Source organism: Bradyrhizobium sp. LM2.9 (assembly GCF_054056555.1).
Genome location: NZ_JBSRYJ010000001.1, coordinates 110,650 through 136,926, shown reverse-complemented (window position 1 = coordinate 136,926; position 26,277 = coordinate 110,650). Strand labels below are relative to the sequence as shown.

General features: G+C 58.6%; 14 protein-coding genes and 4 pseudogenes. 1 reads left to right on the top strand and 17 read right to left on the bottom strand.

Annotation, left to right across the window (positions count from 1 at the left end; all coding sequences use genetic code 11):
• Positions 1-546: 546 nt before the first annotated feature.
• The 6 genes and pseudogenes from ACVWW3_RS00560 to ACVWW3_RS00535 all read right to left on the bottom strand — a co-directional run bounded on the left by ACVWW3_RS00560 (position 547) and on the right by ACVWW3_RS00535 (position 8,506).
• A pseudogene (locus tag ACVWW3_RS00560) lies at positions 547-1,378 on the bottom strand (ABC transporter permease).
• A gap of 5 nt (positions 1,379-1,383) precedes the next feature.
• Complete coding sequence (locus ACVWW3_RS00555) at positions 1,384-2,634, bottom strand: ABC transporter permease (RefSeq protein ID WP_456647429.1); 1,251 nt, start codon at positions 2,632-2,634, stop codon at positions 1,384-1,386.
• Between the two features lie 136 nt (positions 2,635-2,770).
• Positions 2,771-2,932, bottom strand: coding sequence for a hypothetical protein (locus ACVWW3_RS00550; RefSeq protein ID WP_456647428.1), 162 nt, complete (start codon positions 2,930-2,932; stop codon positions 2,771-2,773).
• Positions 2,933-3,020: 88 nt separating this feature from the next.
• Positions 3,021-4,110 (bottom strand): annotated as a pseudogene (locus tag ACVWW3_RS00545) (ABC transporter ATP-binding protein).
• 418 nt (positions 4,111-4,528) lie between these two features.
• Positions 4,529-5,725, bottom strand: coding sequence for an IS256 family transposase (locus ACVWW3_RS00540; RefSeq protein WP_456647426.1), 1,197 nt, complete (start codon positions 5,723-5,725; stop codon positions 4,529-4,531).
• 1,175 nt (positions 5,726-6,900) lie between these two features.
• A pseudogene (locus ACVWW3_RS00535) lies at positions 6,901-8,506 on the bottom strand (ABC transporter substrate-binding protein).
• Between the two features lie 913 nt (positions 8,507-9,419).
• On the opposite strand from ACVWW3_RS00535, the gene ACVWW3_RS00530 reads away from it, so the two are divergent.
• A protein-coding gene (locus ACVWW3_RS00530) for an IS3 family transposase (RefSeq protein WP_456647380.1) occupies positions 9,420-10,552 on the top strand; the annotation gives its coding sequence in 2 pieces (ribosomal slippage) (positions 9,420-9,675 and positions 9,675-10,552; 1,134 coding nt in all).
• Positions 10,553-11,107: 555 nt separating this feature from the next.
• Here ACVWW3_RS00530 and ACVWW3_RS00525 read toward each other — a convergent pair.
• The 11 genes and pseudogenes from ACVWW3_RS00525 to ACVWW3_RS00475 all read right to left on the bottom strand — a co-directional run bounded on the left by ACVWW3_RS00525 (position 11,108) and on the right by ACVWW3_RS00475 (position 25,481).
• Positions 11,108-12,607, bottom strand: coding sequence for a M81 family metallopeptidase (locus ACVWW3_RS00525; RefSeq protein ID WP_456647424.1), 1,500 nt, complete (start codon positions 12,605-12,607; stop codon positions 11,108-11,110).
• 198 nt (positions 12,608-12,805) lie between these two features.
• Positions 12,806-13,300 (bottom strand): annotated as a pseudogene (locus ACVWW3_RS00520) (aminotransferase class III-fold pyridoxal phosphate-dependent enzyme); the annotation flags it as partial.
• A 225-nt stretch (positions 13,301-13,525) separates the two neighbouring features.
• Positions 13,526-14,833, bottom strand: a complete 1,308-nt coding sequence (locus ACVWW3_RS00515; RefSeq protein ID WP_456647423.1) for a serine hydrolase domain-containing protein — start codon at positions 14,831-14,833, stop codon at positions 13,526-13,528.
• A 107-nt stretch (positions 14,834-14,940) separates the two neighbouring features.
• Positions 14,941-16,350, bottom strand: coding sequence for a CapA family protein (locus ACVWW3_RS00510; protein WP_456647422.1), 1,410 nt, complete (start codon positions 16,348-16,350; stop codon positions 14,941-14,943).
• A gap of 63 nt (positions 16,351-16,413) precedes the next feature.
• On the bottom strand, positions 16,414-17,442 hold the full coding sequence (locus tag ACVWW3_RS00505) for an ABC transporter ATP-binding protein (RefSeq protein ID WP_456647421.1): 1,029 nt from the start codon (positions 17,440-17,442) through the stop codon (positions 16,414-16,416).
• Positions 17,439-18,446, bottom strand: a complete 1,008-nt coding sequence (locus ACVWW3_RS00500; RefSeq protein WP_456647420.1) for an ABC transporter ATP-binding protein — start codon at positions 18,444-18,446, stop codon at positions 17,439-17,441. The genes ACVWW3_RS00505 and ACVWW3_RS00500 overlap by 4 nt, the downstream gene beginning before the upstream one ends.
• 1 nt (position 18,447) lies before the next feature.
• Positions 18,448-19,329 (bottom strand): ABC transporter permease, encoded by an 882-nt coding sequence (locus tag ACVWW3_RS00495; protein WP_456671801.1) that lies wholly within the window; start codon positions 19,327-19,329, stop codon positions 18,448-18,450.
• Position 19,330: 1 nt separating this feature from the next.
• Positions 19,331-20,272 carry an ABC transporter permease gene (locus ACVWW3_RS00490; RefSeq protein WP_456647419.1) on the bottom strand — a complete coding sequence of 314 codons (942 nt, stop codon included), beginning with the start codon at positions 20,270-20,272 and terminating at the stop codon, positions 19,331-19,333.
• Positions 20,273-20,280: 8 nt separating this feature from the next.
• Positions 20,281-21,882 carry an ABC transporter substrate-binding protein gene (locus tag ACVWW3_RS00485; protein ID WP_456647551.1) on the bottom strand — a complete coding sequence of 534 codons (1,602 nt, stop codon included), beginning with the start codon at positions 21,880-21,882 and terminating at the stop codon, positions 20,281-20,283.
• 1,082 nt (positions 21,883-22,964) lie between these two features.
• A protein-coding gene (locus tag ACVWW3_RS00480; protein WP_456647380.1) for an IS3 family transposase occupies positions 22,965-24,097 on the bottom strand; the annotation gives its coding sequence in 2 pieces (ribosomal slippage) (positions 22,965-23,842 and positions 23,842-24,097; 1,134 coding nt in all).
• 214 nt (positions 24,098-24,311) lie between these two features.
• Complete coding sequence (locus ACVWW3_RS00475) at positions 24,312-25,481, bottom strand: M20 aminoacylase family protein (protein WP_456647418.1); 1,170 nt, start codon at positions 25,479-25,481, stop codon at positions 24,312-24,314.
• Positions 25,482-26,277 lie beyond the last annotated feature (796 nt).

Below are 26,277 nucleotides of genomic sequence, written 5' to 3'. Positions count from 1 at the left end.
AGACATTCCAAATCCGGCAGTGAGAGCACGAAATCACTATAGCCACCATTGAACTGCGGCTGGGCACATGGTCCACCGAAGGAGATGAGCTCTGTGACCGCCCCTGAAAGCAGTGGACGTGTGCAGGCGCCGAGGCTGACGATTCCGGCACCCGCCTAATCCTGCCCTCGCTTCGGCTTGCCCTATCTTGCAAACCCTGAGTGGGAAGCCGGAGCTGCTCTTCATCGATCTCGGCTCTCGCGCGTTGATATTGTGCCGGCCCTAGGCTTTCAAAGTTCTCAGGCGGAATACGTCCAGGCGCTGGTCCGGTGTCATGAAACGCTCTCCAGAAGAGCAATGGCCGGCCGTGTCCTGCTCAACCGAAGCACCGAGTTGAGATGGGTTAGCCGCGTCACTGTATTGACCAACACAACGCGCAATTGTCATCCCACCTTTGGGCGTCATCCTGTGGTCACTCGGAGTGGAACGCATAACTGAGGCTTCCCCCGGTAGCTGACCTGGTCGGGTCTTCGATGCCTTAGATAGGCTTATGAGCGATCCTATCCGTTAGGTAGATCTTATCCCTCGCAGCCGCTGCGAGCGCCGCCGTAGCAGCTCGACAGTGGTTAGCATGATGATCGAGAACAGTGTCAGTACGGTCGCGGCCGCAATGATCGTCGGGCTGATCTCCTCACGGATCCCAGAAAACATGACCTTCGGCAAAGTGCGCTGATCGGCGCTAGCCACGAAAAGAGCGACCACCACCTCGTCAAAGGAAGTAAGAAAGGCGAATAAGGAGCCCGAGATCATACCCGGAAGTATGAGCGGCAGAGTGACCTTGAAGAAGGCGGTGACCGGCGGCGCACCGAGACCAGCGGCTGCACGTGTGAGGGTGTGGTCGAAGCCCGTCAGTGCAGCGGTTACGGTGATGACAACAAAGGGAGTTGACCAAAGTCGTGTGCGCCAATATCAGCCCGCTGAAGCTGTTGAGCAGCCCAACATCGGCATAGAAGAAATATACGCCCACTGCTGTGATCACCACCGGAACGACGATAGGCGATATCAGGATAGTCATTACCGCCGTTCTCCAGGGGAAGTTCGGCCGGCTCAGCCCGAGCGCGGCTAGCGTGCCTAGGACAGTTGACAGCAGCGTGACCGATAACGCGACGAAGATAGAATTGTGCAGCGCGCCCTGCCATCGAGCTGTGAGGAAGAACTCCTGATACCAGCGCAGTGAAAGCGCAGACAACGGATAGGTGAAGAAGGGTACGGAATTGAATGAGAGCGGAAGGACCACCAAGATGGGCGCGATTAAAAACAGCAGCACCGCTCCGCAGAGCAGCCGGTGCAAGTAATACCAGGCCCTCTCCACCGGAGAGGTATAGACCGACGCAGCCATCGCTCTCATCCCATCTTGATCCGGTCGACGCCAACCAGCTTGTTGAAAAAGTAGTAGAGTAGCAGCGTCGCGGTGAGCAGAATGGCGCCAAGCGCCGACGCCATGCCCCAATTGAGTTCCTCGTTCGTATAGTGGGCAACGAAAGAGCTCACCATTTGGTCAGCCGGTCCCCCCACCAGCGCAGGCGTTATGTAGTAGCCCAGACACAGAATGAAGGTTAGGAGGCAGCCGGCAGCGATGCCTGGGAGGGTCTGAGGGAAGTAGATCTTCCAGAAGGCGTAAAAGGGTCCGGCACCGAGCGAGCGAGCGGCTCGAACATAGGTCGGTGAGATTGTTTTCATAACGCTGTAGATGGGTAAGAGCGTGAAGGGCAGCTGAATGTGGGTCATTGCCACGATGGTCCCGATCCGGTTGTAAATAAGCTCCGCTGGCTGCGATATGACATGCAGGGCTATCAAAGTTTCGTTGACGACTCCGTGCTGCTGCAGGAGCACAACCCAAGCGGTAGTACGCACCAGCAACGATGTCCAAAATGGCAGGACGACCATGATCATCAGGAGATTGCTCGACTTGCTCGGCAATGTCGCCAAGAGATAGGCCACAGGGAAGCCGAGCAGCAGGGTCGCAGCGGTCACGGCGATGCTGATGCCGAGCGTGCGCAAGAAAACGCCGCGGAAGATCGCGTTGTCCGGTGGTGAGGCGACAATCTGGCTGTCGGGACCATACTGGTAATCGACTGAACGTAGCAGGTAGTACGCCGTGTAGGCCGAGGTTCCGCGCTTCAGTAGGTCCCAGACGTCATGACGTCCCCAGAGTGGACTAATTTCGATTAGCGTCTCCTTGTAGGGGCCGGCGGAAAGCCTGCTCGCCTTGCGCGCGCTCAATACCACCTCCCCGAGGGAGCCGGGCAGCTCGTAATTCATTCGCTTGCCGATGGAGGCCGCACTCTTGAGAGCCCAAGACTGTTTCAGGTCGTTTGCCAGCGCAGAATACACCGCCTCGTCCGGCAGGTCTTTGCTGTCCCATTCTTTCAGAGCCGTCATCGTCTGCGGCATTAAGTTCAACAGTGTATTGTCGTGGACAGCGTTGATCAGCATCCGTCCGATCGGAAGCACGAAAGTGACCAGGATAAACAGCAGAAGCGGCAGGACGAGGGTGAAAGCCTTCAGCTTGCGCCGGTACTCTAATCGCTGCAGTTTCGTGCGCAACGGAATGCCGTCGGGACTGCCGGCGAGTTGGACCGCCATCGTCGTCATATGCTCCCCTCTAACTTTTTCTACTCTCAAGACCATGGTCAAAGTCGACCAGGAGCTTCGAAGACTCCAGGCCGCTTTCTAGTCTTACTCGAGCCAGGCGGTGACGCGCTGGCGCAGTTCATTGAACCATCTCGCTTCAAAAGCTGGCCTCCAACAGCAGCGCAGTCCCATATGCCTCCCGCTCCGCAGCGGCTACCGTGAGCCGGTCGCCGGCAACGGCGGGCTTCAACGGCGCGAGCATACCCTCTGTGAGACCGATGATGGCCAAAGTGTACGAGATCGTCAGTGCTGTCGCCATTCGATACTTTTTCTCTACGCTCCGCCACTTGGAGGCAGCTCTGCGGAAGACCGAGCCGAGTCGAGTTGCGGCCTAGCCGTGGTCATCCTCACGGCGCATCGAGCGCCCGACAATCCTCGGTATCCCAACCGATAGTAATCAGCGCACCGGCTTCAACCTGAAGCATGCCTTCGGAATTCCGCAACTTGACCACAAAATCATCATTGCCACAGACCGAAAGCCGCGCCCGCAGGTGGTCGCCGAGATAAATGATCTCCGCAACCTTTGCGCTGAAGACATTGGGCAACGACCCTGGTGTCGGATTCAACTTCACGCGCTCTGGCCGCAACGACAGCACCGTCGGCCGACCGATCGCCTCTACATTGACGGCGAGCGCCTGCACGTTGCCAACGCCAGCAATCTCCACCGTACACTCGGCGCCATTCATCGCCACGACTTGGCCATGCAATCGGTTGTTCTCGCCGACGAATCGGGCGACAAAAGCATTTTGAGGCCCGCTCGTAAAGCTCGCCGGGCGCTGCGAGCTGCTGGATGACCCCTTCGTTGAAGACCGCTATACGGTCCGACATGGTGAGAGCCTCGATCTGATCATGCGTCACATAGACGACCGTGATACCAAGAGTCTCGTGAATGTGTTTGATCTCCAGTTGCATGTGCTCGCGCAACTGCTTGTCCAACGCGCCTAGCGGCTCGTCCATCAGCACGAGCTTCGGATCAAAGACCAGCGCGCGGGCGAGCGCGACACGCTGCTGCTGTCCACCGGAAAGCTGGCCGGGCCGACGCCCTCCGTAGGCGCCGAGCCGGACCATTTCGAGCACCCGCTTGATCCTCTCCTCGGTCTCGGCCTTGCCAATCTTGCGAACTTTGAGTGGGAAGGCGAGGTTCTCCTGAACAGTCATATGCGGAAAGAGCGCGTAGTTTTGGAATACCATCCCGATGTCCCGCTTGTGCGGCGGCATCTTATCGATCGAGCGCCCCGCCAGCAGGATGGAGCCATGGGTCGGCGCTTCGAAGCCGGCAAGCATCATGAGTGTGGTCGTCTTTCCTGAGCCGGACGGCCCAAGCATCGTCAAAAACTCACCCTTGCCAATGCCCAAGTCGAGATTCTTTACGACCAGCGTTTCGCCGTCATAGGTTTTCTGAACGTTGCAAAACTTAACAAAGCTCGAACCTGGCATCGCCCCTTGTTTCCTCGCCTACTCGTCCTTGCGGTCCCGTTGCCGCGCCGCAACCAAGAGAATGGTTCTTGCGGGATTGCACACATGCGCACGTTCGAGGTGCTGAGGTGCATTCCTGCAGTGGCCCTGCGGAAGCACCACCGTTTCCCACCTGCGTTTCCTGACTCTCGGTCTTCCAAACGTTAGCGGAGCATAGAGCTGGTTTTCATCATTATAAGCCGCCTCATCGGTGGAATTGTGCATTCCATCCGGATGTTCAGAAGATTCGTGTGAGTCCGGTTCGGAACGCCCAGCTGAGGCAAACTAGACGCCGCAGAAAGCCATATTTCGCTCGTCAGACACTTACTACCGGATCGCGTCCCGTGGCGTGGTGTAGCTGGCGGCGGGTCACCGCGGTCGCCGGCAAGGGCCGAGCCGGTCAGCTGGCAATAGCCTGAAGGCTGACGATCGGATCATCGCTCAATGACGCGATGGTTTCCAGCGTCATGTAGCGGGCACGCTGCACGGCCCACTCATCGTTCTGTTCGAGCAGGATCGCGCCGATCATGCGAACGATCGCATCCTCGTTGGGGAAGATGCCGACCACCTCGGTCCGCCGCTTGATCTCGCCGTTGAGGCGTTCGATGAGGTTGGTGGAGTGCAGCTTGGTCCGGTGCTGGAGCGGGAAGGTCATGTAGGCGAGCACATCGGTCTCGGGCTCGTCGAGGAAGCCAGCAAGCTTCGGCAGCTTGGGGCGGAGTTGGTCGGCGACCTTGCGCCACTGCGTCTTCGCGGCCTCGGCGTCGTCCTGGGCAAACGCGGTGGCGATGAAGGCGGAGCCGACGCGCCGCCCGCTCTTGCCGGCATGCGCCAGCGCGTTGCGCATGAAGTGGACGCGGCACCGCTGCCAGCTGGCGTTGAGCACCTTGGCGACGGTGGCCTTGATGCCCTCGTGGGCGTCGGACACGACCAGCTTGACGCCCAGACCGCGGCGGGCGAGCTTGCGCAAAAACGCGGTCCAGAACGTCTCGGTCTCGGACGGTCCGATGTCCATGCCGAGAACCTCGCGCCGGCCGTCACTGTTGACGCCGACCGCGACGATCACCGCGACTGACACGATGCGGCCGTTCTGGCGCACCTTCACGTAAGTGGCGTCGATCCACAGATAAGGCCAGTCACCTTCGATCGGACGACCAAGGAAGGCCTTCACCTTGTCGTCGATCTCGGCGCACAGCCGACTGACCTGGCTCTTGGAGATGCCGGTCATGCCCATCGCCTGCACCAGATCGTCCACCGAGCGGGTCGAGACGCCCTGCACGTAGGCCTCCTGTACCACGGCGGTGAGCGCCTTCTCGGCCATCCGGCGCGGCTCCAGGAAGCTCGGGAAGTAGGAGCCTTTGCGCAGCTTGGGAATCCGCAGCTCGACCGCGCCGGCGCGGGTCTCCCAGGTCCGGTCCCGATAGCCGTTGCGTTGGGCCAGACGCTCGGGGGTCTTCTCGCCATAAGCCGCCCCGGTCTGGCCTTCGACTTCCAGCTCCATCAGGCGCTGGGCGGCAAAGCCGATCATCTCGCGCAACAGATCGGCATCAGGGGTCTTCTCCACGAGCGTGCGCAGGTTCATCATGTCGTCGGTCATCGGTGGTTCCTCGGTTGCGTTGGCGTGTCGCAACCCGATCCTACCGGAGAACTGCCGGTGACCACCGCAAAGCCGCCCGCCCGCTACCGCGCTATTTATGGGCGCGCGTCCGGGCGGCTTTGCTCTACCCAGCTACACCACCACCGGGGACACGGCCTACAATTCTACCAATTGGATTTCATCGGGCGGGCAGATCGGGTGCCCGACGTGAACGGTAGTTCTTGACCAGTCGGCGGATCCAAGCTGGCCGGCTTCGGCCATGACCAGCCCGTGCGATCAGTTAGGGGCCACGCAAAATGACGACTTCGGTTCCTACAGCGGTGCGGGCCGTGGATCGGGATCTTCTATCTACTGAGAAGGCTCATCCGCCGGACGTACGCCTCCCTCAAAGGTACCCACGCCCGTTCGGCCTACTCGCCCTTCCGGCGCTTTACGGAGCATCCGGCCAAGATCTTATTGATCGAACGCGAAACTTCACAAAGGATCGAGTCTGGCATCGCTGGCTCTTTCGGCCTACGGGTTCTGACTCCCGTTACTACGCCGGTGCGATATTGTCACTGTTTCCCGCATCTGTACATTTGACTTGCGCCTCACGGACGGTGTCGGACCACTAAGCTTCATCAACCTCGGCTGCAGCATCGGTCAAATTGTGTGTCCGTATTCCGCGTTCCGAAGAGTTATTTCGCCCAGGGGCAAGAGGCGCAGGCGAGAGAAAGCGCAGAGCACAAAGAATGAGGGATATAAGCGCTGGGAAGCTGCGTAGCGATCACAACGAAAAGCGCCGCGCGAGCGCGGACCGAGCGTGATGCACGACCGGCGGTCCTCGATTGCGTTAGGCCCATGAAGTCTGACGCCATTGCCAAGTGCTGGGCGCAACCACTGAGTCGCGCGTCGAAAGAGTACTCTGGCTCCGTAAGTCTGCACGCGAGCGCGGCGTGTACTGCCGGGAATTATCTCGCCGAAACTGAAGTCACGCGGGTGTTCCGCGACGTTGCTGCGGCGCTCCACTTTGCAATGCCGAGAGGTTACCAACCGTAAGGCGTGATCTTGAACCGCACGCGGATGGCAGCCGCAATGATCAAGGATCGAAAATCAATCTATTGCAGAGCCTTGGGAAGCGTCGCGGCAACCGAGTGATTGTCGATCGGCTCCTCAGCAGGTCTAGGCTCGGTACCCTAGGCCTTCTGGATGTTCCACATCGCAGTGTATACCCCTGGGGTACTGATGAGACCCGTGAGTGTCTTGCGGCGCGCAATTGGAGATCTAATTTGCCCCAAGAATACTGCGCCGACGAAATCCCACCAAACGCGTTGCATCCTGCGGGCCAATTCTTTGCGCTCTTCCAGCGTTTCGACATTGACCCATTTGGCCCGAAGAGCCTCATACTCATCGTTCTTCGGCCAGCCGAACCAAGCATTGTCGCCGTTCGCTGCAAAGAACGGGTGGCCCATCGGATCGCTAAGGCTGTAATCGGACTGGCTCGATACGAAGATGCTCCAGCCGCCGTTCTCAATGGGGCCCTTGTTTGCGCGGCGCACGACAAGTCGCCCCCAGTCGCTCGGCGCAAGCTCCGCATTAACCCCGATCCTCCGCAGCGTAGCCCCGAGAAGCTGCGCGGCATTGCTGAACAAAGGTATGTCCGTAGTTTGGAGAATGACGACCTTCTCGCCAGCATAACCCGCGGCCTGAAACAGTTGCTTAGCTTTTTCCGGATTGCCACCCCTCTTGTACCACCCCGTATTCTCGTCATTCGAATAAAGCGTTCCGCTGCCGAAGATTGATGTGACGGTGCCGGTGTGCTCTGAGTCAGCGGAGATGACGCGCAAGAAGGCGTCTTGATCGATCAAGTGAAGCATCGCTTGCCGCGCCTTCACGTTATCGAATGGCTTTTGCAGGCAGTTTAGGCGCAGATACATGTCCGAACCTGTCGTGTTCAGAAGCTGGAGAACGAGATGGGGATCGCTCTCGATCGATGGGAAAAGATCGACGGGTGGAGCTTTAACGAAATCGACCTCACCCGTTTGCAGGGCCGCTAGGGCAGTCTGCTGATCGCTGATATTATTCCAGACGACACGATCGACCTTAACGACTTTCCCGCCGGCAAACCCGTCGGACGCCTCCCTGCGCGGTACATACTTTTCGTTCCGATCGTAAGTGAAACTCGCGCCCGGCTTGGCAAGAGCTTCATTGAACTTGAACGGCCCCTGATCCGATGTTTGCGGTTACCTGCTCGGTAGCAGGACGGCTCGCGTCCTTCTCCCTCATGATGAACAGGATCCTCCCTGATATTTGCGCTAGGCTATCGATCAGAGGCCCGAAGGGCTCCTTGAGCGCGATCGTGAAGGTCTTGTCGTCTTGCTTCGAGATATCTTTGGCCCGCTCCATTATGAGCTGCCCAACGGGCGCCACCTGGCTCCAGCGACGGATCGAGGCAACACAATCGGCCGCAGTCACGGGCGTACCGTCATGCCAGCCCAGGCCATCCCGGAGTTCAAACGTGTAGGTCTTCTTGTCGTCCGAAACGCCCCACTTTCCCACCATTTGCGACTGCGGCAGAAGCTTGGAATCTAGTGAGAACAGAACGTCGTAAATCGCTAATCCATGGTCGGAGGTGATGTCCGCCGTAGTAAAGATCGGATCGAAGATTTGCAGATCTCCCATCACCATATGAACGGTCCGCTCGTCGGATGGCCTCGTCTGTGCCCGCAAGAACGACGGGAGGGTTAGAGCCACTCCGGCCGCCATGCCCGTCTTGATGAGATCACGGCGAGAGATTGTCATGCTTTGATTCCCTTCTAAGCCACAGCGCGGTTGAGCGGCGTCCATTTTTCTGGATGATATCGGCCGACGCGTTCCACCAGAACTTCCGGGGGACGCACCTGTAACGATTGCCCACTTCAGTCGCTTCTAGCCCGAGCCTCACACGCTCGATTGCTGCGAAAACCCACGGCACCCCCTATCGACGCGGTGAGGCGCTAGGTAACGATCCGCAGCTAGGCCGCCCAGCGCAGCCGCGCTCCCCTCCCCATATGCCGGCAAGAGATCAGCTTGTTCATCGATTCATGCACATGCGCCGAACCACGCTCGCCAAAATTGGCAGCCGACAGAGGATTGCGTCAAAGCGCGCCGGCGACGAAATCCAGTCAATCACGAGGGGCGGACGAGTTACCTGCACGCGGCATCTGCAGCTCAGTAATAGGCGCATGGTTTATCCTCAGCGTCCCCTGACACGTTTCCTGACTCGTGCTCTTAAAATCTTATCCGGTTCCTGAGACTAAATTCATCTAATTGTGGGCTTGCCTGGCTGAAATTCTGCACCGCATATGTTCCTTGAGCGGATTCGTGCTCGCGCCGGTTTGCCTTCCATCGATGATCACGTTGGACCGGGATCGCCATTTCATCACGTGCGATGGCTCATATGGCTGGTCGCCCCAAAGAGCTTCGGCGATCCAAAACGAAGGAAATAAGTATGTATCCGCGGCGCGTCCAAAAGTAGACCGGGATCGAGCGCGAGAATGTCCGTGCCCTATCCACCCATCTCCCCCTCTCCGGCTCCAACTGGTCTGAGCCCTCATCTCGTCCGCGGAAAAGAAGGACCCCGATTGTATAGACAGCTGGTCTCAGAAATCTGAACATCGCGATAAGTGGAGTTTCTGCCTGAATGCGGCGATAGTTGCCGCAGACAGGAGCGACGATGAGCAGACGATCCCGCCGAACCCATTCCCCGGCCTTCAAGGCGAAAGTAGCGCTGGCCGCCATCAAGGGCGATCGAACGCTGGCGCAGTTGGCCGAGCACTTTGATGTCCACCCCAATCAGATCACGGCGTGGAAGGCCCAACTGGAGGGCGGTGCCTCTGACGTTTTCGGGGCAGGTCCCGCGGCATCTGCCGGGCCGGCCATCGACGTGAAGTCGTTGCACGCCAAGATCGGAGAGCTGACGCTGGAGAACGATTTTTTAGAAGGAGCGCTCACCAAGGCGGGGTTGCTGAGCGCAAAGCGATGATCGACCGTGAGCACGATCTGTCGATCACTAGGCAAGCGGAAGCTCTGAACATCAGCCGTGGCAGCGTCTATTACCTGCCGCGTCCGGTGCCCTCCGCCGACCTCGCGATTATGCAACGGCTCGATCGGTTGCATCTGGAGTATCCCTTCGCCGGTTCGCGTATGTTGCGCGGCCTGCTGGCTGCCGAGGGGTGCAAGGTCGGCCGCCGGCATGTGAAGACGCTGATGCGGCGGATGGGGATAGAGGCGCTCTATCGCCGTCCGCGCACGACCAAGTCAGAGCCCGGTCACAAGATCTATCCGTATCTGCTGCGCGGCATGGAGATCACACGGCCGAACCAGGTCTGGGCGATGGACATCACGTATATCCCGATGGCGCGCGGCTTCGTGTATCTCGCTGTCGTGCTGGATTGGGCAACCCGCCGGGTTCTCTCGTGGCGGTTGTCGATCACGATGGAGGCGGCCTTCTGCGTCGAGACCCTGGAGGATGCTTTGGCGCGTCACGGCAAGCCCGAAATCTTCAACACGGATCAGGGCTCGCAGTTCACTGGCGCGGCCTTCACGGGCCTGCTCACCAACCAAGCCATCGCCATCAGCATGGACGGCAAAGGGGCTTGGCGGGACAATGTGTTCGTCGAACGGCTGTGGCGCAGCGTCAAATATGAAGAGGTCTATCTGCGAGCTTACGAAACGGTCGGCGAGGCGCGAGCTTCGATTGGCCGCTATCTCGACTTCTACAACGGCCGACGTCCACACTCGAGCCTTGACGGCAGCACACCGGATCAAGCCTACTTCAACCAGCCGCCAATCCGCATGGCGGCCTAACCCCGGCAGACGCTCCACTTATCGACGCGGAGATTTTGTTCAGACAACCGGGACCAGCTCTTAGGAGCGATCGGTGGAGCAACGGGTCGGAACGGTGGCTCGTCCTCACGCGTTCGCCCGCCTCGTCATAACCGATGGCGCAATCCCGGTGCATCTGTGGCAGAGCGATCGGATCAAGTCATAAGGGCCACAAACGGCAAATCGGATTCGCAACAGAAACGCACTCGAATAAAATGAGGCAGCTATTCGCTTAATAATCGCGCATGCTGGCCGCCCACGCGTCGCCTCATAGCCTGCCAGGGGTTGCCCTCCTGCGATAAGGATAAACTCGTAGTGCCCGAGCCGCCCTCAATGCGCAGGCACCATGGCTTCTAGCCGCGCGGCTGCCGGCTTAGGATCAAGGGCACCCTCGACCAGCTCCGATACGTCCGCGAGGCATCTTCCGCAACGTAACGGCGATCTCCGACGTCCACGTCATCATAGCTCGTCTGCCGCCGTAACTGTTTTAAAAATGGCGCCGCAAGGACCTATGCGCTGATTTGGCGTTTTTGTATATCACTTCTCCTTAATATGTCCTTGCGTCCTGATAATTTCATGTGCACACCAGGGATATACATTGGTGGTATCGAGTTGCCGGTAGTGGAGCAGGCGCACGTCAGCCGGTCCCAGGTCCGGGGTGTCGACCACCAGAATGCGGTCGGCGAGCGGTTCATAGAAGGCGCGGAAGTGGGTCTTTGAGCGCAACAGGATTACATCGTAATCTTGAGGGCGTTCGCCAAAGACGTAAAAGGGATCTCCGTCCACCGCAAACGCAAAGTATGAGACCACTGACACGCGAATCCGGCGCAATTGGAGGAGAGCGGTGAGTCCCAGGTCGACGAAACCGCCGTGCTGATAACTGCCAGAGACAGTAAATGTCTTGTGCCCCGTCCACAGAACACGCGCCGTAGTCTCCACCGGACCACCTGTCTCGGGCGCCGATTTGCCGCCGAGTGCGATCTGGATCTCCGCACCGACGCCGGCCGCGTGCGCCTGATCCGCCGTTTCGGGGTCGAGTAGGAACGGCACGTTCACATCTCCCACGTCGTGATTAAGTAAGGCGCGCAGGAGATGCGTCGAGTCGTTCATTCGATCGGCGTGCTCGAGGAGGACGATCGGCCGTCCCTGTGCCGGCCGCATCTCAAGGTTGGCGATCGCTTCTCCTACCGTCAGGACCGGAAGCGCCGAGGCGATCGCTTTCCGGTTCTCGAAGAGCTTCGAGGCGAGAAAAGTCGCCTTCTCTTCCGCCGCCTCTTGCCCTGTCCAGTCGACGCAGACAACTGCCATGCCAGTGTTGGGAGCGTCGGCATAAGCGAAGCCGGCCAACACCGAGATGTCGCAGTCTCCGGCTGCCTCAAACGCTCTAGCTTCGGCGATGATCGATGCGAGCGGTTCGAGCGCCGTTGCCGAGAGGATCGAAGGGATGACGATCCCCGGCCGCGCCACAGCAAGCCCCGGCCGGCGGCACTCGCGGATCATCCGAAGCAGCGCTCGTGTCGCGCGCTCGCCGGTTTCGCCCATGTCGATGTGTGGAGAGTGGCGATAGGCAACGGCGACGTCCGCCGAACGCAGGGTCATTTCGTCGACATTGCCATGGTAATCGAGCGCGACGGCGATGGGCACCGACGGAACGGCGCTGCGCACCATGTCAATCATGTCGCGCTCGACGTCCGTGTGGTTTGGAGCCGAGCAGGCACCGTGCAGGAACAGGATCACGCCGTCGAAGCGACCCGAGCGGCGGAGGCCGTCGACGATCTCCCGGGCATAGTGTTCGATCGCCTCGTCAGTGGCAGGCCCTAGAGCACCTAGCAACGTGTGGAATAGAGGCACGAAGTCAGCGCCAATCTCTTCGCATACCTTGATGCAGCCGCCAGGCACCGTATTGGTGCCGCGGAAGCGGGTAACGATCTGTTCTTCACGCACACAGACGCGTTCGAATTCATGCAGGCCGACAGATGTCGGAACGGCTGTTACGGATTCGAGATTAAAGCCCGCAAAGGCGATTCGAAGGCGCATTTGGGTATCTTACCGTCGAAGCGCGGCTTCGATTGCTGGGGCTAGGCGATCGACAATAACATCGATCTCCTCTGGACTAACGATGTAAGGTGGGGCGAGCAGCACGGGATCACCGTGAATTTCGTCGATGGTGCCGCCCATTGGGTAGCACAAGAGGCCCAGCGCCATCGCCTCTCTCTTGATCCTAGCGTGGATGCGGCAGGGGGATACGTGATAGGTCTGCCGCAGGATTGGTTGGAACTGCGCTCTTCGCCACGCATTGCCGCCAACAGCGGGTGCGCCAATCGTGTTGCCGTGGTAACTCTGGCGGCGCGCGATGATGTGGCGACGCCGGGGTTGGCCGACCTCGACAAAATACTGGCGGGCCATCTTGAGCGCCGCTTCGACAGCCTCTGAGCCGCCAGAGACCAGGTAGGTGTGATTGAGGCCTTCTGGTGCCAGCGCGGTGACGCTCTCGGCAAGCGATTCCGCAATCTCTGTTGTGAAGAACGAAGTGTGGGCATAGGCGATCCGGTTCATCTGAGCACGCATCGCGTCGAGCCCGTCCACATGGCCGTGGCCCAGACAGGAGACTGCGGCGCCTCCCGACGCGTCAATGTAGCTCTTGCCCTGACTGTCAGTGATGTAGATACCGTGACCAGCCACGGCCTTCCTCAGTGGAGTTCCTGTGAAACGGTGAAGGATTTTACTCATCTTAGCTCCGGTTCGTCGTTCGGTCCCCATTGAAATAACCGCAGCTCCAAGCTGCTGCTCATGAGCAGCGCGAAACATTGGTTCTTCTAAAGTCCTTCCTGTTGCCCGTAGCTGACATGATAGCCACAAAACGCAAGTCCAGCCCGGTGGCTCTCGGGCGCCTTAAGTACGTCTGACCGGCGTACGTCTCCATTCTAAAGTGGCGCGCTGGTTCGATCGTTCAGGCTATTCGCGCAGCATCCTGCCAAGCGCCAACATCTGTGGTACCGTGATCGGATCGTTGCCTGTACTGGCCGCCACCGGATGCGACGAGAAGCGCCCAACCACCATTCCCGCCTTCGGCGCGACATACAGGCGCTGGCCGTGCATGCCGCGGCCTTCGAAGGCCCCCAACTCGTTGCCGGTCACCCACCACATGCTGCGGTACGAGTAACCGGGTTGCGACATGTTGGGGCATTTAGTGGGGTCGACGCCCCTTTGGATATCCTCTATCACGGAGACAGGAACGAGCTGCCTTCCGTTCCATTCGCCTTCGCGCCGCATCAGTTCACCGAAGCGCGCGAGGTCGCGCAGCGAAGCTGACAAGCCTCCGCCGGCCGCCGGCATGCCTACAGGATCAATCTCGATGTAGCCGTCCTCTTCGCAGCCGAGCGGACTCCAAAGGCGTTCATGCAGCAGCTGAGCTAAGGAGCGATCGGTCGCGCGCGCGATCACCCAGCCCAGAACGTCGGTGTTTACGGATTTGTAGCTGAAGGTCTCGCCATGCGCCCCGTCCTTGCGCACTGTGCGCAGGAAGTCGCACATCGTCGCCGGCCCGGTGTAGCCGGGCGGCTTTGGCCGTCGGCCGCAGGCGCGCACATATTGCCTAACGCTGGAGCGCTCGTCATCATAGTCCTCCGTAAACGCGAGACCAGTTTGCATGTCCATCACCTGACGCAACGTCGCATCCTCAAATGCGCTCCCGCGCAGTTCCGGCAGGTAGTGCGCGATTGTTCTTGCGTCGTCGAGCACACCCTCGTCCACAAATGCTGCGGCGAGCGTGCCAACGTATGACTTCGTGACCGAGAAGCAGGCATGCGGCAGGTGAGCTTCGAGCGCGCCGAAGTAGCGTTCGTATACGATACGTCCACGATGCAGCACCACGATCCCATCTGTGTAGGTGTCAAAAAGCGCCTCGTCAAACCGGCGCATACGCCCGTTTAGGTCGCAAAAAGTGAGCGCGTCGATGTCGGCGGCCTTGTCGCTGCGATCGAGCGGGGATGGGCCGCCCCGCCCGCGCCACACATTGACGGTCCGCGTAAGCTCGCGCTTGTGTGACAGCGCCCAGCGCATCTGCGGGAACTCGAGAAAGTTGTCGCTCTCGAACGTGATGCACTTGTCCGCCGGGGGTGGCGCATCGCACATCCACCTGAGTTCACGGGGATCGGACGCGCGGCCGTCGGGGTAGCGCTTTCCATCGAATTCGAGGATGCCCGCCGACAGCCTCTCCGCACTAAGAGTTGCGCCGAACGCATGCGCTTCGAATTCTATCATAGGCGAGTCCTTCCGTTCGATTTGCTACTTTGTTACGGCCATCGGGCGTAAGGCCCGAGCCGACCGTTTAGGTCGGGCCTCACTACGTTCTTTGAATGGGTAGAGCGTCAGAAATGGGTAGCAGGAGCGGGTTGCAACCGGATCAATCCAACGTCATTCTCAATCTCAATCTCAGTGCCAAATGGCTTGGAGAGTTTTTGCAAACGCGCGAGAACGGCGTTTGCTTGCGGTGCGGGAGCGAGTCGTGGCACGCCCCGATTGGCGAATCTCTTCGAGTGACCGAGCTCTATTGGATACAGCCGTAATTCAGCAAGTGTGTTCTTCTCAAAACGGCTGATTGAGACAATGCTCTCATAGTAGACTGGGTCGGAGAGAGCTCCCACAAAGCCTTCCGCCGACGGATATCCATTGAATACCTCCTCGACCGTCACCTCTGCTTCCGTGTCTACTCTTGGGTCCTTACCGTAAACGGCGAACATATCGGCGCCCATAGGCGTCCGAAGGTCCTCACAGAAGAAATTTCCTAAGCTGTAAAAAATGGGCCGCCCTTTATAAATTTCTATGCCTCTTAATTGATGCGGGCCGTGCGCAACATATGCGTCCGCTCCCGCATCAATTAGGCTGCGGGCAAACAACTGTTCGTAGTCAGGCGGCTCAGAGCTCCAATTGCCAGGCTCGTGCCCGTGGTTTGTGACGATGCAGAAATCGGAGAACTGCTTGCCCCGACGAACGTTTCGCACAATCTCTGTGACATCGCGTGGGTCAGCTTCGAAGCAATAACCTGCTTTGCCGCCCGTTTTGTATGTCATCCCGCCTAGGGTAACCCGGCTAGGATTCTGGTCGGCTGGATTGTAGTTTGGTAACGTTTGGCGTACTCGCCTCAAATGTTCGAGCATTTCCGGCGGGACCACGATGCTGTTGGCCAATCGAAGAGCATTGAGTCCTGGTCTGCCTGGCGCCTCGCCAGCAGAATCGCACGCGCGAGCCATGGGGCTGAACGTCGTAGCAAACGATACCAGGGCCGCGCGACCGCGAGGGGTCTCCAAGAACCGAGCGGCTCCGGCTTGTGCAAGATTCTCGCCTGCACCCGCATGGATGATCCCGTTTTCATCGAGCGCCCGGGTCGTCTCGCGCATACCTTCAAGGCCCCAGTCGAGGGTATGGTTGTTCGCTCGACTAACCATATTAAAGCCCATGGCCTTCAAATCAGGTCCCAACTCCGGGACACTGATGCAATACGCACCACCGTACTCAGCCTGCGGACTTCCCTTGAACGACCGAATGTCGAAGATGTTGGTTTCCATGTTGCCGAACGTGACATCGGCATTGTGCAGGATCTTGACCACTTCATGGAATCCAGGATGTCGGCCTCTGGTCACCGGTCGTGCTAAGAGAAGGTCACCAACTGCCGCCATAGTGAAGCCGTCTTGGACGTTTGTGGCAGTTGAGCCTACCCTATCAAAGCCACCCTCGTCCCGACGCTGATGCTCTCCATTGTCGCACAACTCTTTGTTCATCTTATCCCCGACGTTTCGAATTTAAGGGTCATTGTTGAAGCGCCTATAGGGCGCCGAGCTGGCCTAAAGAAGGTGAGCCACTCGAGCGTGCGCCGCAATGGGCTGAAGCGGAGTCTCTGTCGCCGGAGCGCGCACATGGCAGGCCACCAAGCGGCCGTCCGCCATCGGCACCAAAGGGGGGACTTTGATGCGGCAACGCTCGACAGCGAGGGGGCAGCGTGGATGAAATGCACACCCGCTCGGCGGATTGATAGGACTGGGCACCTCACCTTCCACGGGCGCCTCATGACGCACCCACATCGGATCTGGCCGCGGAGCTGCTGCGATCAGTGCCTCGGTGTAGGGGTGGACGGGCTTAGCGAAGAGAGTCTCACATGCGGAGAGTTCCACGATCCGCCCCAAATACATGACTGCCACGCGATGGCCGATATACTGGACTACGCTGAGGTCATGAGAAATGAAGACGAAGGCGATGCCCAACTGTTGCTGGAGATCCAAAAGCAGATTCAGGATCTGTGCCTGCACGGAGACGTCAAGCGCTGAGACAGCTTCGTCGGCGATGATGATCGAGGGTTGAAGCGCCAGCGCTCGCGCGATGCCAAGCCGCTGGCGCTGGCCTCCCGACAGCTCGGAGGGAAGCCGATGCATCATCTCGGGCGACATTCCGACTTTTCGCAAAAGATCTGTGGCAAGCGTTTGGCGCTGCTTCCGGGAAAGGCGCTCGAAGTTTTCGACGGGTTCGGTAATAATCTGTTCGGCGGTTAGGCGTGGATTTAGCGACGAGTAAGGATCCTGAAAGACCATCTGCATTCGACGGCGACACGTACGCAGCGCGTGCCTTGTAAGACCAGCGATGTCGATTCCGTCGATTAAGACACGTCCGCGCGTCGGTTCCACGATCCGCATCAAAAGCCGAGCAATGGTAGACTTGCCGCAGCCCGATTCGCCGACGATGCAGAGCGTCTCACCCGGCTCGACGGAAAAGGATACATCCTCAACCGCTCGCACTACTGGGATGGTCTTCTTCAGGAAGCCAGAACCGAGCGAATAGTATTTGGTGAGATTTTCGATTTTTAGCAGAGGACCTGTCATGCGCCTGCCACCTCTTCAGAGCGCCAGCATGCCGCGGCATGGCCTGGAGCGACGTCATCCAAGGTAGGCGTTCGTTGACGGCAGATGTCTTGGACAAACGCGCAACGAGGGGCAAAGCTGCATCCGATGATGGGCTCGCGTAGGTTTGGTACAATGCCTGGAATTTCGGGAAGCCGCCGTGGCCGGCCCTTTCGCGGATCGGGCACCGAACGCATAAGTCCTTGAGTGTAAGGATGCGTGGGACGCGCGAACAGATCTCTTACGGTTGCCTGCTCTACGATTCGGCCGGCATACATTACAATCACTCGTTCGCATGTCTCAGCTACGACGCCCAGATCATGCGTGATGAGCATCACGGCCGTCCCCATGCGTTCTTTCAGATCGACGATCAGCCGCAAAATCTGAGCCTGGATCGTGACATCAAGCGCGGTCGTTGGCTCGTCTGCAATAAGCAACTTCGGTGAGCAGGCAAGGGACATGGCGATCATGGCACGCTGACGCATGCCGCCCGACATTTCGTGGGGATAATTGTTCACACGTCGGTGCGGATCCGCGATGCGGACGAGATGGAGCATCTCTCGCGATCTTGCCATTGCTTCTGATCGGGAGGCATTTGTGTGGATTTGCACCGCTTCAGCAATCTGGCGACCGACGGTGTGCACCGGGCTCAGGCTCGTCATCGGCTCCTGGAAGATCATGGCGATCTGGCCACCGCGGATCTTTCTCATCTCCCGTGCTGAGAGTTTCAGGAGGTCCCGCCCGTGAAAGTGGATCTCCCCGCCGATGGTCTTGCCAGTTAATTTCGGCAACAAGCGAAGAATGGAGAGGGCGGTGACGCTCTTGCCGCATCCGGATTCGCCGACAATGCCAAGTATTTCGCCACTCTTTACCTGAAAGCTGATGCCGCCCAGAACGCGGGCAATCCCTTCTTCGCCATAAAAATGCGTCTCAAGATTTCGGACATCTAGAAGCACCTCATCTGCTGCAGGTTTCTGCGTTTCCATGTCAGAGCCTCCGCTTTGAGCGTGGATCGAACAGGTCGCGCATCCCATCGCCAAGCAAGTTGACGGCAAGGACCGTTACCGCAAGGCAAATGCCAGGTGCAAAGACCGACCACGGGGCAATAGCGAGATACAAGCGTGAAGTTGCGATCATGTTGCCCCAACTTGGGATCTCGGGCGGTACGCCAACCCCCAGGAAGCTCAGCCCGGCCTCGGTCAGAATGGCGCTGGCACAGAGATTGGCGCTTTGGACCATGAGCGCCGGAATGGTGCTTGGGAGGATGTGCCGCCACAACACCTTCGGCAGGCGTGCACCACCGCACAGCGCTGCCTCTACATAAGGACGCTCCCGGACGCTTAGCACCACCGAACGGACCAGCCGCGCGGTGCTTGGTGTATGCGGGATGGTGATTGCGACTATAAGTATACCGACGCCAGGGCGCGTCAGAGAAATTAGGGCGATGGCCAGCAGAATTGTTGGGATCGACATCAGCCCGTCCATAATGCGCATCACGATATTATCGAAGCGGCGATTGTAGCCGGCGAGGACACCAATCAGTAGCCCCACGAAAACCGCTCCTGCCGCCGACGTCAATCCGACCGCCAAAGAGATCCAGGCACCGAACACTGTTCGCGCAAACACGTCTCGGCCTAGATTATCGGTACCGAGCCACATCTCGGCGGAAGGCGGCTGCAGCCGTTTGAATGGATCCATATTCAGTGGATCGCCAGCATAAAGTGGTGCGGCGAGGGCCAGAACTATCAGGAGCGTCAATAGGCCACCGCCCACCAAAACCAGAGGGTGCCGCCTTGCCACGTGAGAAAAAGCGGACGCCCGCGGCAGGCCCATCGGCACGGTTGCGGCCGGAGCAGAGAGGAGAGTCATATCAATACCGAATGCGGGGATCGATCATGGTGTAGGCAAGATCGATCGCAAGGTTGACAAGGACGTACATGCCCGAACTGAGGATCAGCACGGCCTGGATGATGGGATAGTCGCGATTGTTGATAGCGTCGACAGTCAAGCGGCCGACACCAGGTATATTGTACACCGTTTCTGTGATTACGACTCCACCGATCAGATATGCGAAGCCAAGGCCGATCACTGTAAGGATTGGGACACCCGCATTCTTCAGAGCGTGGTGGAAAAGTAGGGAAAATGACGAGGCACCCTTTGCGGCGGCCGTTCGCATATAGTCTTCTGACAAAACTTCAAGCATGCTCGCCCGCGTTATCCGTGCGATGAGAGCTATATAGCCAAAGCTCAAAGTCACGGCCGGCAAGATCAAGTGCACAAACCAGGCCGAGAGGCCGTGGTCTATCGGTTGGTATCCTTGGACTGGTAACAAATGAGCGCTGATAGCGAACCAGTATATAAGAAAATAGCCGATAACAAACGCCGGGACAGAGAAGCCAACTGCTGCGAAGGCCGTAAGGACGCGATCAACGATGCCGCCAGTTCGCCATGCGGCAAGTACGCCAAAAGTAACTCCAATCGTGGCCGAAAAAACTAGCGTCAAGATCGAGAGGGATATCGTCGGCTCCAACCGCTGTGAGATCAGGTGGAGAACCGGTCGACCAGCAAAAATTGATGTTCCGAAATCCCCGCCAAGAATGGCCAGCGCCCAACGTACGAACTGGGCTGGTAGCGGGTCGTCTAAGCCGAGCTTCTCGCGAATGCCAGCGATCATCTGTGGGGTCGCCGTGTCGCCGGCAATGATGGATGCTGGGTCACCAGGCGCGAGCCTGAGAAGCAGAAAAACGAAGATTCCGACCATCGCCATGACGGCGATGGTCGAGACCATCCTACGCAACATATAAGTGGCCATTGCGAGCTTTAGCCCTTCTGCATGTTCCACATTGGAAGCAGCTGCGGCATTCCAATGAGACCTCTGAGCGTCTTGCGGCGGGCAATCGGCGAGACTATCTGGCCCAGTCTTACATCGCCCACAAAATCCCACCACGCCCACTGCATCTTGTGGGCCAGCAACTTGCGGTCGTCGAGTGTTTCCGCATCGGCCCATTGCGCTCGGAGAGCTTCATATTCGGTGTTGTGCGGCCAACCGAACCAGGCTTTTTCGCCCGCGGCAGTCAGGAAAGGCGCAGCAATGGGATCGCTTTGCACGTAATCGGCGTCGCTCGTGATGAAGATACTCCAGCCACCCTTCTCAACTGAGCCCCTGTTCGCGCGACGAGCGGCAATTCCGCCCCAGTCGCTTGGGGCAAGCTCAGCATTAACGCCGATCTTATGCAGAGTGGCCGCGAGAAGCTGTGCGGCGTCTCTGACCGCCGGCCAGTCCGCGGGTTGGAGAATGGTGACCCTATCGCCGGCATATCCAGCCTCCTTGAAGAGCTGTTTGGCCTTTTCTACGTCACCACCCTTCTTGTACCATTCAGTATTTTCATGATTTGAGTATGGGGTACTATTTCCAAAGATAGTAGTGAGGGTGCGCCTGTATTTTGGATCGGGACACATAACTCGCAGGAACGCCTCCTGGTCGACTAGGTAAAGCATCGCTTGCCGCGCCTTCGCGTTATCGAACGGCTTCTGCAGACAGTTCATCCGCAGACACATGTCGTTGCCTCCCTTGTCGAGCACTTCGAGTGCAAGGCTGGGATCGCCTTCAATCATTGGGTAAAGATCGGCCGGTGGTGCCTTTAGCAAATCGACCTCTCCCGCTTGGAGGGCGGCAAAGGCAGTCTGCTCATCGGCGATATTGTCCCAAATGACGCGCTCGACCTTAACGGTTTTACCGCCGGCGAAGCCATCGGCTGCCTCACTGCGGGGAACATATTCTTCATTGCGGTCGTAGGTAAAGCTCGCGCCGGGCTTAGCGAGAGACTCATTGAACCTGAACGGCCCGGATCCGATGTTCGCGATCACTTGCTCCGTTGCAGGATGATTCGCATCCTTCTCACGCATAATGAACAAGCATGGCTCGGACACTTTCGCCAGCTGATCGATTAACAACCCGTACGGCTCCCTGAGAGTGATCGCGAAAGTCATGTTGTCCTTCTTCGAGATATCCTTGGTCCGCTCCATAAGCAGTTGGCCGCCGGAGTCCACTTGGCCCCAGCGACGGATCGAGGCGACACAGTCTGCCGCGTTGACCGGGGTGCCATCGTGCCAGCCAAGTCCATCCCGGAGTTCGAAAGTATAGGTTTTCCTGTCTTCGGAAACGCCCCACTTTCCCACCATTTGCGGTTGCGGCACAAATCGGGAGTCGAGCGAAAACAGCGTATCGTAGACGGCAAGACCATGGTTGGCAGTGATGTCGGTCGTCGTGAAGATTGGGTCAAAGATGGTGAGACTACCCATCACCATGCGAACCGTCCCCGCGGCGGTCCGCGCCGTTCCCGCACGCAGGACCGACGGATTTGATACAGCGGCTCCGGCAGCCAAACCCACTTTGATGAGGTCGCGTCGAGAGATTGTCACGTTTCGTGTCCCGCCTAAATCAGCCACGCAGCTAATCCACGCCCAGTTTTCCGGATGAAATCGGTTCACGCGTTCAACTAAAGAACTGCGCGAAACTTTCCGCTACATTCGCGTCTGCGCGATTGCTAGCACGGAACCGCTCGCGCAGGCTCGCATTGGAGGCGCAACCGCTTCTCGCCCTGGCCAGAGGTGCTCGATTGTCGCCAAATCGCGTAGCCGACCCTCATTGAGGGCGCACTACGATCGGCTGGAATGACAGCACAGCCGCTCCAATAGGAGCCGGCACGAAATGAGCTTGTTCAGCGGGCCGCGCGTTTGCGTCGGACCCCACCGAGGCTCGCAGCCAACAGAGCATTGTTCCCAAGCGCACCCCAGCAAATTCCAGTCAATCAGGACTCGGGGCGTACATGCCCACGGCATCTGCAGTTCAGGCACATTGTTATCTCCTTGGCGCTCCCTAGCCGTCTCGTGGCCCTTGATCATGCGAAACTTCCGGCTCTTGCTGAGAATCCTACTTGGTTCCTGATGCAGAATTCATCTGATTTGGGCCTCGGGTGGTCGAAATTCTGCGCCGCTCGTGTCTCTTGAGCGGATTCGCGTCGATCGCGTCCGCGTCGGCTTGGGTAACATCGCCTTAGTACACTCTGATCGCTCGCCAAGCGCCACGCCGAGATGACCCACGAGCTGACGGGCTCTCAAACGACCCCGGCGGAATTCTCGGTGCCAATGTCTCCGCGCGATTAGAGTAATCCCTTGCGAGTTCCAGAGCGTTGCGTGCTAAGTGGCGGGGTTGAACATCAGACGACGGCGAGCCTGGTCAGGGCTGCGTAGCCGATCTTCCGTTGCGGGCGAGATAACTTCCGGGGGTACTATTTCAGTGACGAGTGGCGTGACTGAAAATTGTAGTCCGTGATCTAAGCAGCTATCTTGCCGCGCGAAGTGTCGAGATGGACGAACGGACGGACATGTCCTTGCTTTGGGCCGTAAAATTGCAGGTAAACTGGATGCGTGGACGGAGACGAGAGCTGGTCCCGGTTGTCTGAACAAAATCTCCGCGTCGATAAGTGGAGCGTCTGCCGGGGTTAGGCCGCCATGCGGATTGGCGGCTGGTTGAAGTAGGCTTGATCCGGTGTGCTGCCGTCAAGGCTCGAGTGTGGACGTCGGCCGTTGTAGAAGTCGAGATAGCGGCCAATCGAAGCTCGCGCCTCGCCGACCGTTTCGTAAGCTCGCAGATAGACCTCTTCATATTTGACGCTGCGCCACAGCCGTTCGACGAACACATTGTCCCGCCAAGCCCCTTTGCCGTCCATGCTGATGGCGATGGCTTGGTTGGTGAGCAGGCCCGTGAAGGCCGCGCCAGTGAACTGCGAGCCCTGATCCGTGTTGAAGATTTCGGGCTTGCCGTGACGCGCCAAAGCATCCTCCAGGGTCTCGACGCAGAAGGCCGCCTCCATCGTGATCGACAACCGCCACGAGAGAACCCGGCGGGTTGCCCAATCCAGCACGACAGCGAGATACACGAAGCCGCGCGCCATCGGGATATACGTGATGTCCATCGCCCAGACCTGGTTCGGCCGTGTGATCTCCATGCCGCGCAGCAGATACGGATAGATCTTGTGACCGGGCTCTGACTTGGTCGTGCGCGGACGGCGATAGAGCGCCTCTATCCCCATCCGCCGCATCAGCGTCTTCACATGCCGGCGGCCGACCTTGCACCCCTCGGCAGCCAGCAGGCCGCGCAACATACGCGAACCGGCGAAGGGATACTCCAGATGCAACCGATCGAGCCGTTGCATAATCGCGAGGTCGGCGGAGGGCACCGGACGCGGCAGGTAATAGACGCTGCCACGGCTGATGTTCAGAGCTTCCGCTTGCCTAGTGATCGACAGATCGTGCTCACGGTCGATCATCGCTTTGCGCTCAGCAACCCCGCCTTGGTGAGCGCTCCTTCTAAAAAATCGTTCTCCAGCGTCAGCTCTCCGATCTTGGCGTGCAACGACTTCACGTCGATGGCCGGCCCGGCAGATGCCGCGGGACCTGCCCCGAAAACGTCAGAGGCACCGCCCTCCAGTTGGGCCTTCCACGCCGTGATCTGATTGGGGTGGACATCAAAGTGCTCGGCCAACTGCGCCAGCGTTCGATCGCCCTTGATGGCGGCCAGCGCTACTTTCGCCTTGAAGGCCGGGGAATGGGTTCGGCGGGATCGTCTGCTCATCGTCGCTCCTGTCTGCGGCAACTATCGCCGCATTCAGGCAGAAACTCCACTTATCGCGATGTTCAGATTTCTGAGACCAGCTGTACGACCATTGCCGGCGTGCACGCGAACTCACGTCAACCTCCGAGTGCGGCGGCTGCGGCAATCCCCGGACGGCAAGTTGAACAAGAGGCGATCTAAGCTATCGAACGATGGCTTCGCTGCCTGCGTGAGTTCAGGAAGCCAGCACCGTCTCGACCAAGTTGACCCAATAGCCGATGCCATAAGGGAGGGCCTCGTCATTGAAATCGTACGCCGGGTGGTGCACACCCGCGGTCGCTCCATTGCCAAGAAAAATCATAGAACCCGGCCGCGCCTCGAGCATATAGGCGAAATCCTCCGCTGCCATCCCCGGGCTAATCTTGTCGTCCACGGAAGCGGGCCCCACGAGACTACGTGCCGCGCTGATCGCTAGGTTAGTCTCCTGGATGTGATTGAAGGTCACCGGGACCGACCGACGGTACTTGAACTCGATATCTGCGCCAAATCCCCGCGCGATGCCCTGGGCGGCTGTCATGATCTGCCGTTCGGCGAACTCTCTCAGGTCAGGGACGTGGGTTCTGACCGTGCCAGCCATTTCGACTTGATCAGCGATGATGTTGTAAGCATTGGCAGCATTCAATTTTGTCACAGAGATCACAAGCGAATCGAGTGGGTTGATTTTGCGTGAAACCAGAGTTTGAATGCCGACAATGATCTGTGCCGCAATCACGACCGGATCGATGGTTTCATGCGGCTTAGCCGCATGGCCGCCCCGGCCTCTTACGATAATGTCGAAGTCGTCCTGCGAAGCCATGATAGGCCCATCGCAAATGCAGAATTTGCCGACCTCCGTGCCCGGGGCGTTGTGCATCCCAAAGACCTTGGAGATATTGAAGCGGTCCATGATTCCTTCCTGGACCATTCTAAGGCCGCCAGACGGAAGTTCGACTTCTTCCGCCGGCTGAAAGATCAAACCAACGCAGCCCTTAAAGTTGCGCGTACTGGCAAGGTATTTCGCGGCACCCAACAACATGGCCGTATGACCATCGTGGCCGCAGGCGTGCATTTTACCCGGTGCTTTCGACGACCACGGCTTGTTTGAGGCCTCAAGGATCGGCAAGGCGTCCATGTCCGCCCTTAGTGCGATGGTGGGGCCGTCTCCGCCCTTTCCCTGAATCAAGGCGACGATACCGGTTTCAGCTATCCCCGTTTCGATGTGATTGATTCCGAACGAGGCCAGCTTATCGGCCACGAATCTCGCCGTGTTGTGTACCTGAAAGCCGAGCTCGGGATTCTGGTGAAGATAGTGGCGCCACGCCCTTGCTTCACGCTGTAGCTCCAGAAAAGTGTCTACGCAGTGCATATTGGGCCCCAACTTGCGCCTGGTGCAGTGACAAAGTGGCCGCGCAAAACAAGATTACTGCGCGGCAAAGTGACCGTGGGTGTCGCATTCTCAATAACTTGCCATTTCGGCGAACATAATGAGTGGTATTCGACGTCCATCGGTCCTGACAACGTTAGATCGAGGGTTGAGTGTTTGTACCGCATTTCTTCGATGATCCTGCAGCATCGCTACGCTTCGTCATCTTAAAACGCAGAAATTCGGCCAGGCGGCGCCGCTACAGCACCATGATCGGACTTTTTGGCGCCGTGCTGTAGCGGCGAACCTTGTCACGGAAACCAGCTCGTTGATCAGCCGTTCACCTTCAGCACGATGCAGCCCAGCTAATCTTGATGTGCCTGATGCGTCCCTTTCAGTCGCGTTTCTCCTCGTCGATAGTATTTTCGACGCGAACATGCACGCCGTCGAAAACCACCTCGCAAATGTCATGCCGACCGTCGATCGACTCAATTCGACGCACGATGACCCCGGCGACGTATATCGATCAGGAGGAACGAGACGCAAGGCGGCTTCTTTGTCTCCGGATCAGGTGTATGCCGCGCGGTAACCAGGGAGATAGTGCGACATCACCCACGATGTGGCGCATAGGCGAAGTAGGAATGAAGATCCAATCGGCCAATTGCGCACTGCTCGTCAATGACAATGTATTGCCGTGACGCACAGCGCACCTTGAGAAGGCGAGAGCCACTCCGGCCTCCTACACGCCTTGGCACGAACACAATCGAGTGTGTCTAGGAGACAGCTTCGCTCTTCGAGA

Bases quoted from the DNA above. Each gene is read 5' to 3' on its own strand.
- ACVWW3_RS00550 (WP_456647428.1), bottom strand. From the start codon at position 2,932: ATGGCGACAGCACTGACGATCTCGTACACTTTGGCCATCATCGGTCTC.
- ACVWW3_RS00475 (WP_456647418.1), bottom strand. From the start codon at position 25,481: ATGCACTGCGTAGACACTTTTCTGGAGCTACAGCGTGAAGCAAGGGCG.
- ACVWW3_RS00555 (WP_456647429.1), bottom strand. From the start codon at position 2,634: ATGACGACGATGGCGGTCCAACTCGCCGGCAGTCCCGACGGCATTCCG.
- ACVWW3_RS00525 (WP_456647424.1), bottom strand. From the start codon at position 12,607: ATGCGCCTTCGAATCGCCTTTGCGGGCTTTAATCTCGAATCCGTAACA.
- ACVWW3_RS00505 (WP_456647421.1), bottom strand. From the start codon at position 17,442: ATGACAGGTCCTCTGCTAAAAATCGAAAATCTCACCAAATACTATTCG.
- ACVWW3_RS00490 (WP_456647419.1), bottom strand. From the start codon at position 20,272: ATGGCCACTTATATGTTGCGTAGGATGGTCTCGACCATCGCCGTCATG.
- ACVWW3_RS00540 (WP_456647426.1), bottom strand. From the start codon at position 5,725: ATGACCGACGACATGATGAACCTGCGCACGCTCGTGGAGAAGACCCCT.
- ACVWW3_RS00500 (WP_456647420.1), bottom strand. From the start codon at position 18,446: ATGGAAACGCAGAAACCTGCAGCAGATGAGGTGCTTCTAGATGTCCGA.
- ACVWW3_RS00515 (WP_456647423.1), bottom strand. From the start codon at position 14,833: ATGATAGAATTCGAAGCGCATGCGTTCGGCGCAACTCTTAGTGCGGAG.
- ACVWW3_RS00495 (WP_456671801.1), bottom strand. From the start codon at position 19,329: ATGACTCTCCTCTCTGCTCCGGCCGCAACCGTGCCGATGGGCCTGCCG.
- ACVWW3_RS00510 (WP_456647422.1), bottom strand. From the start codon at position 16,350: ATGAACAAAGAGTTGTGCGACAATGGAGAGCATCAGCGTCGGGACGAG.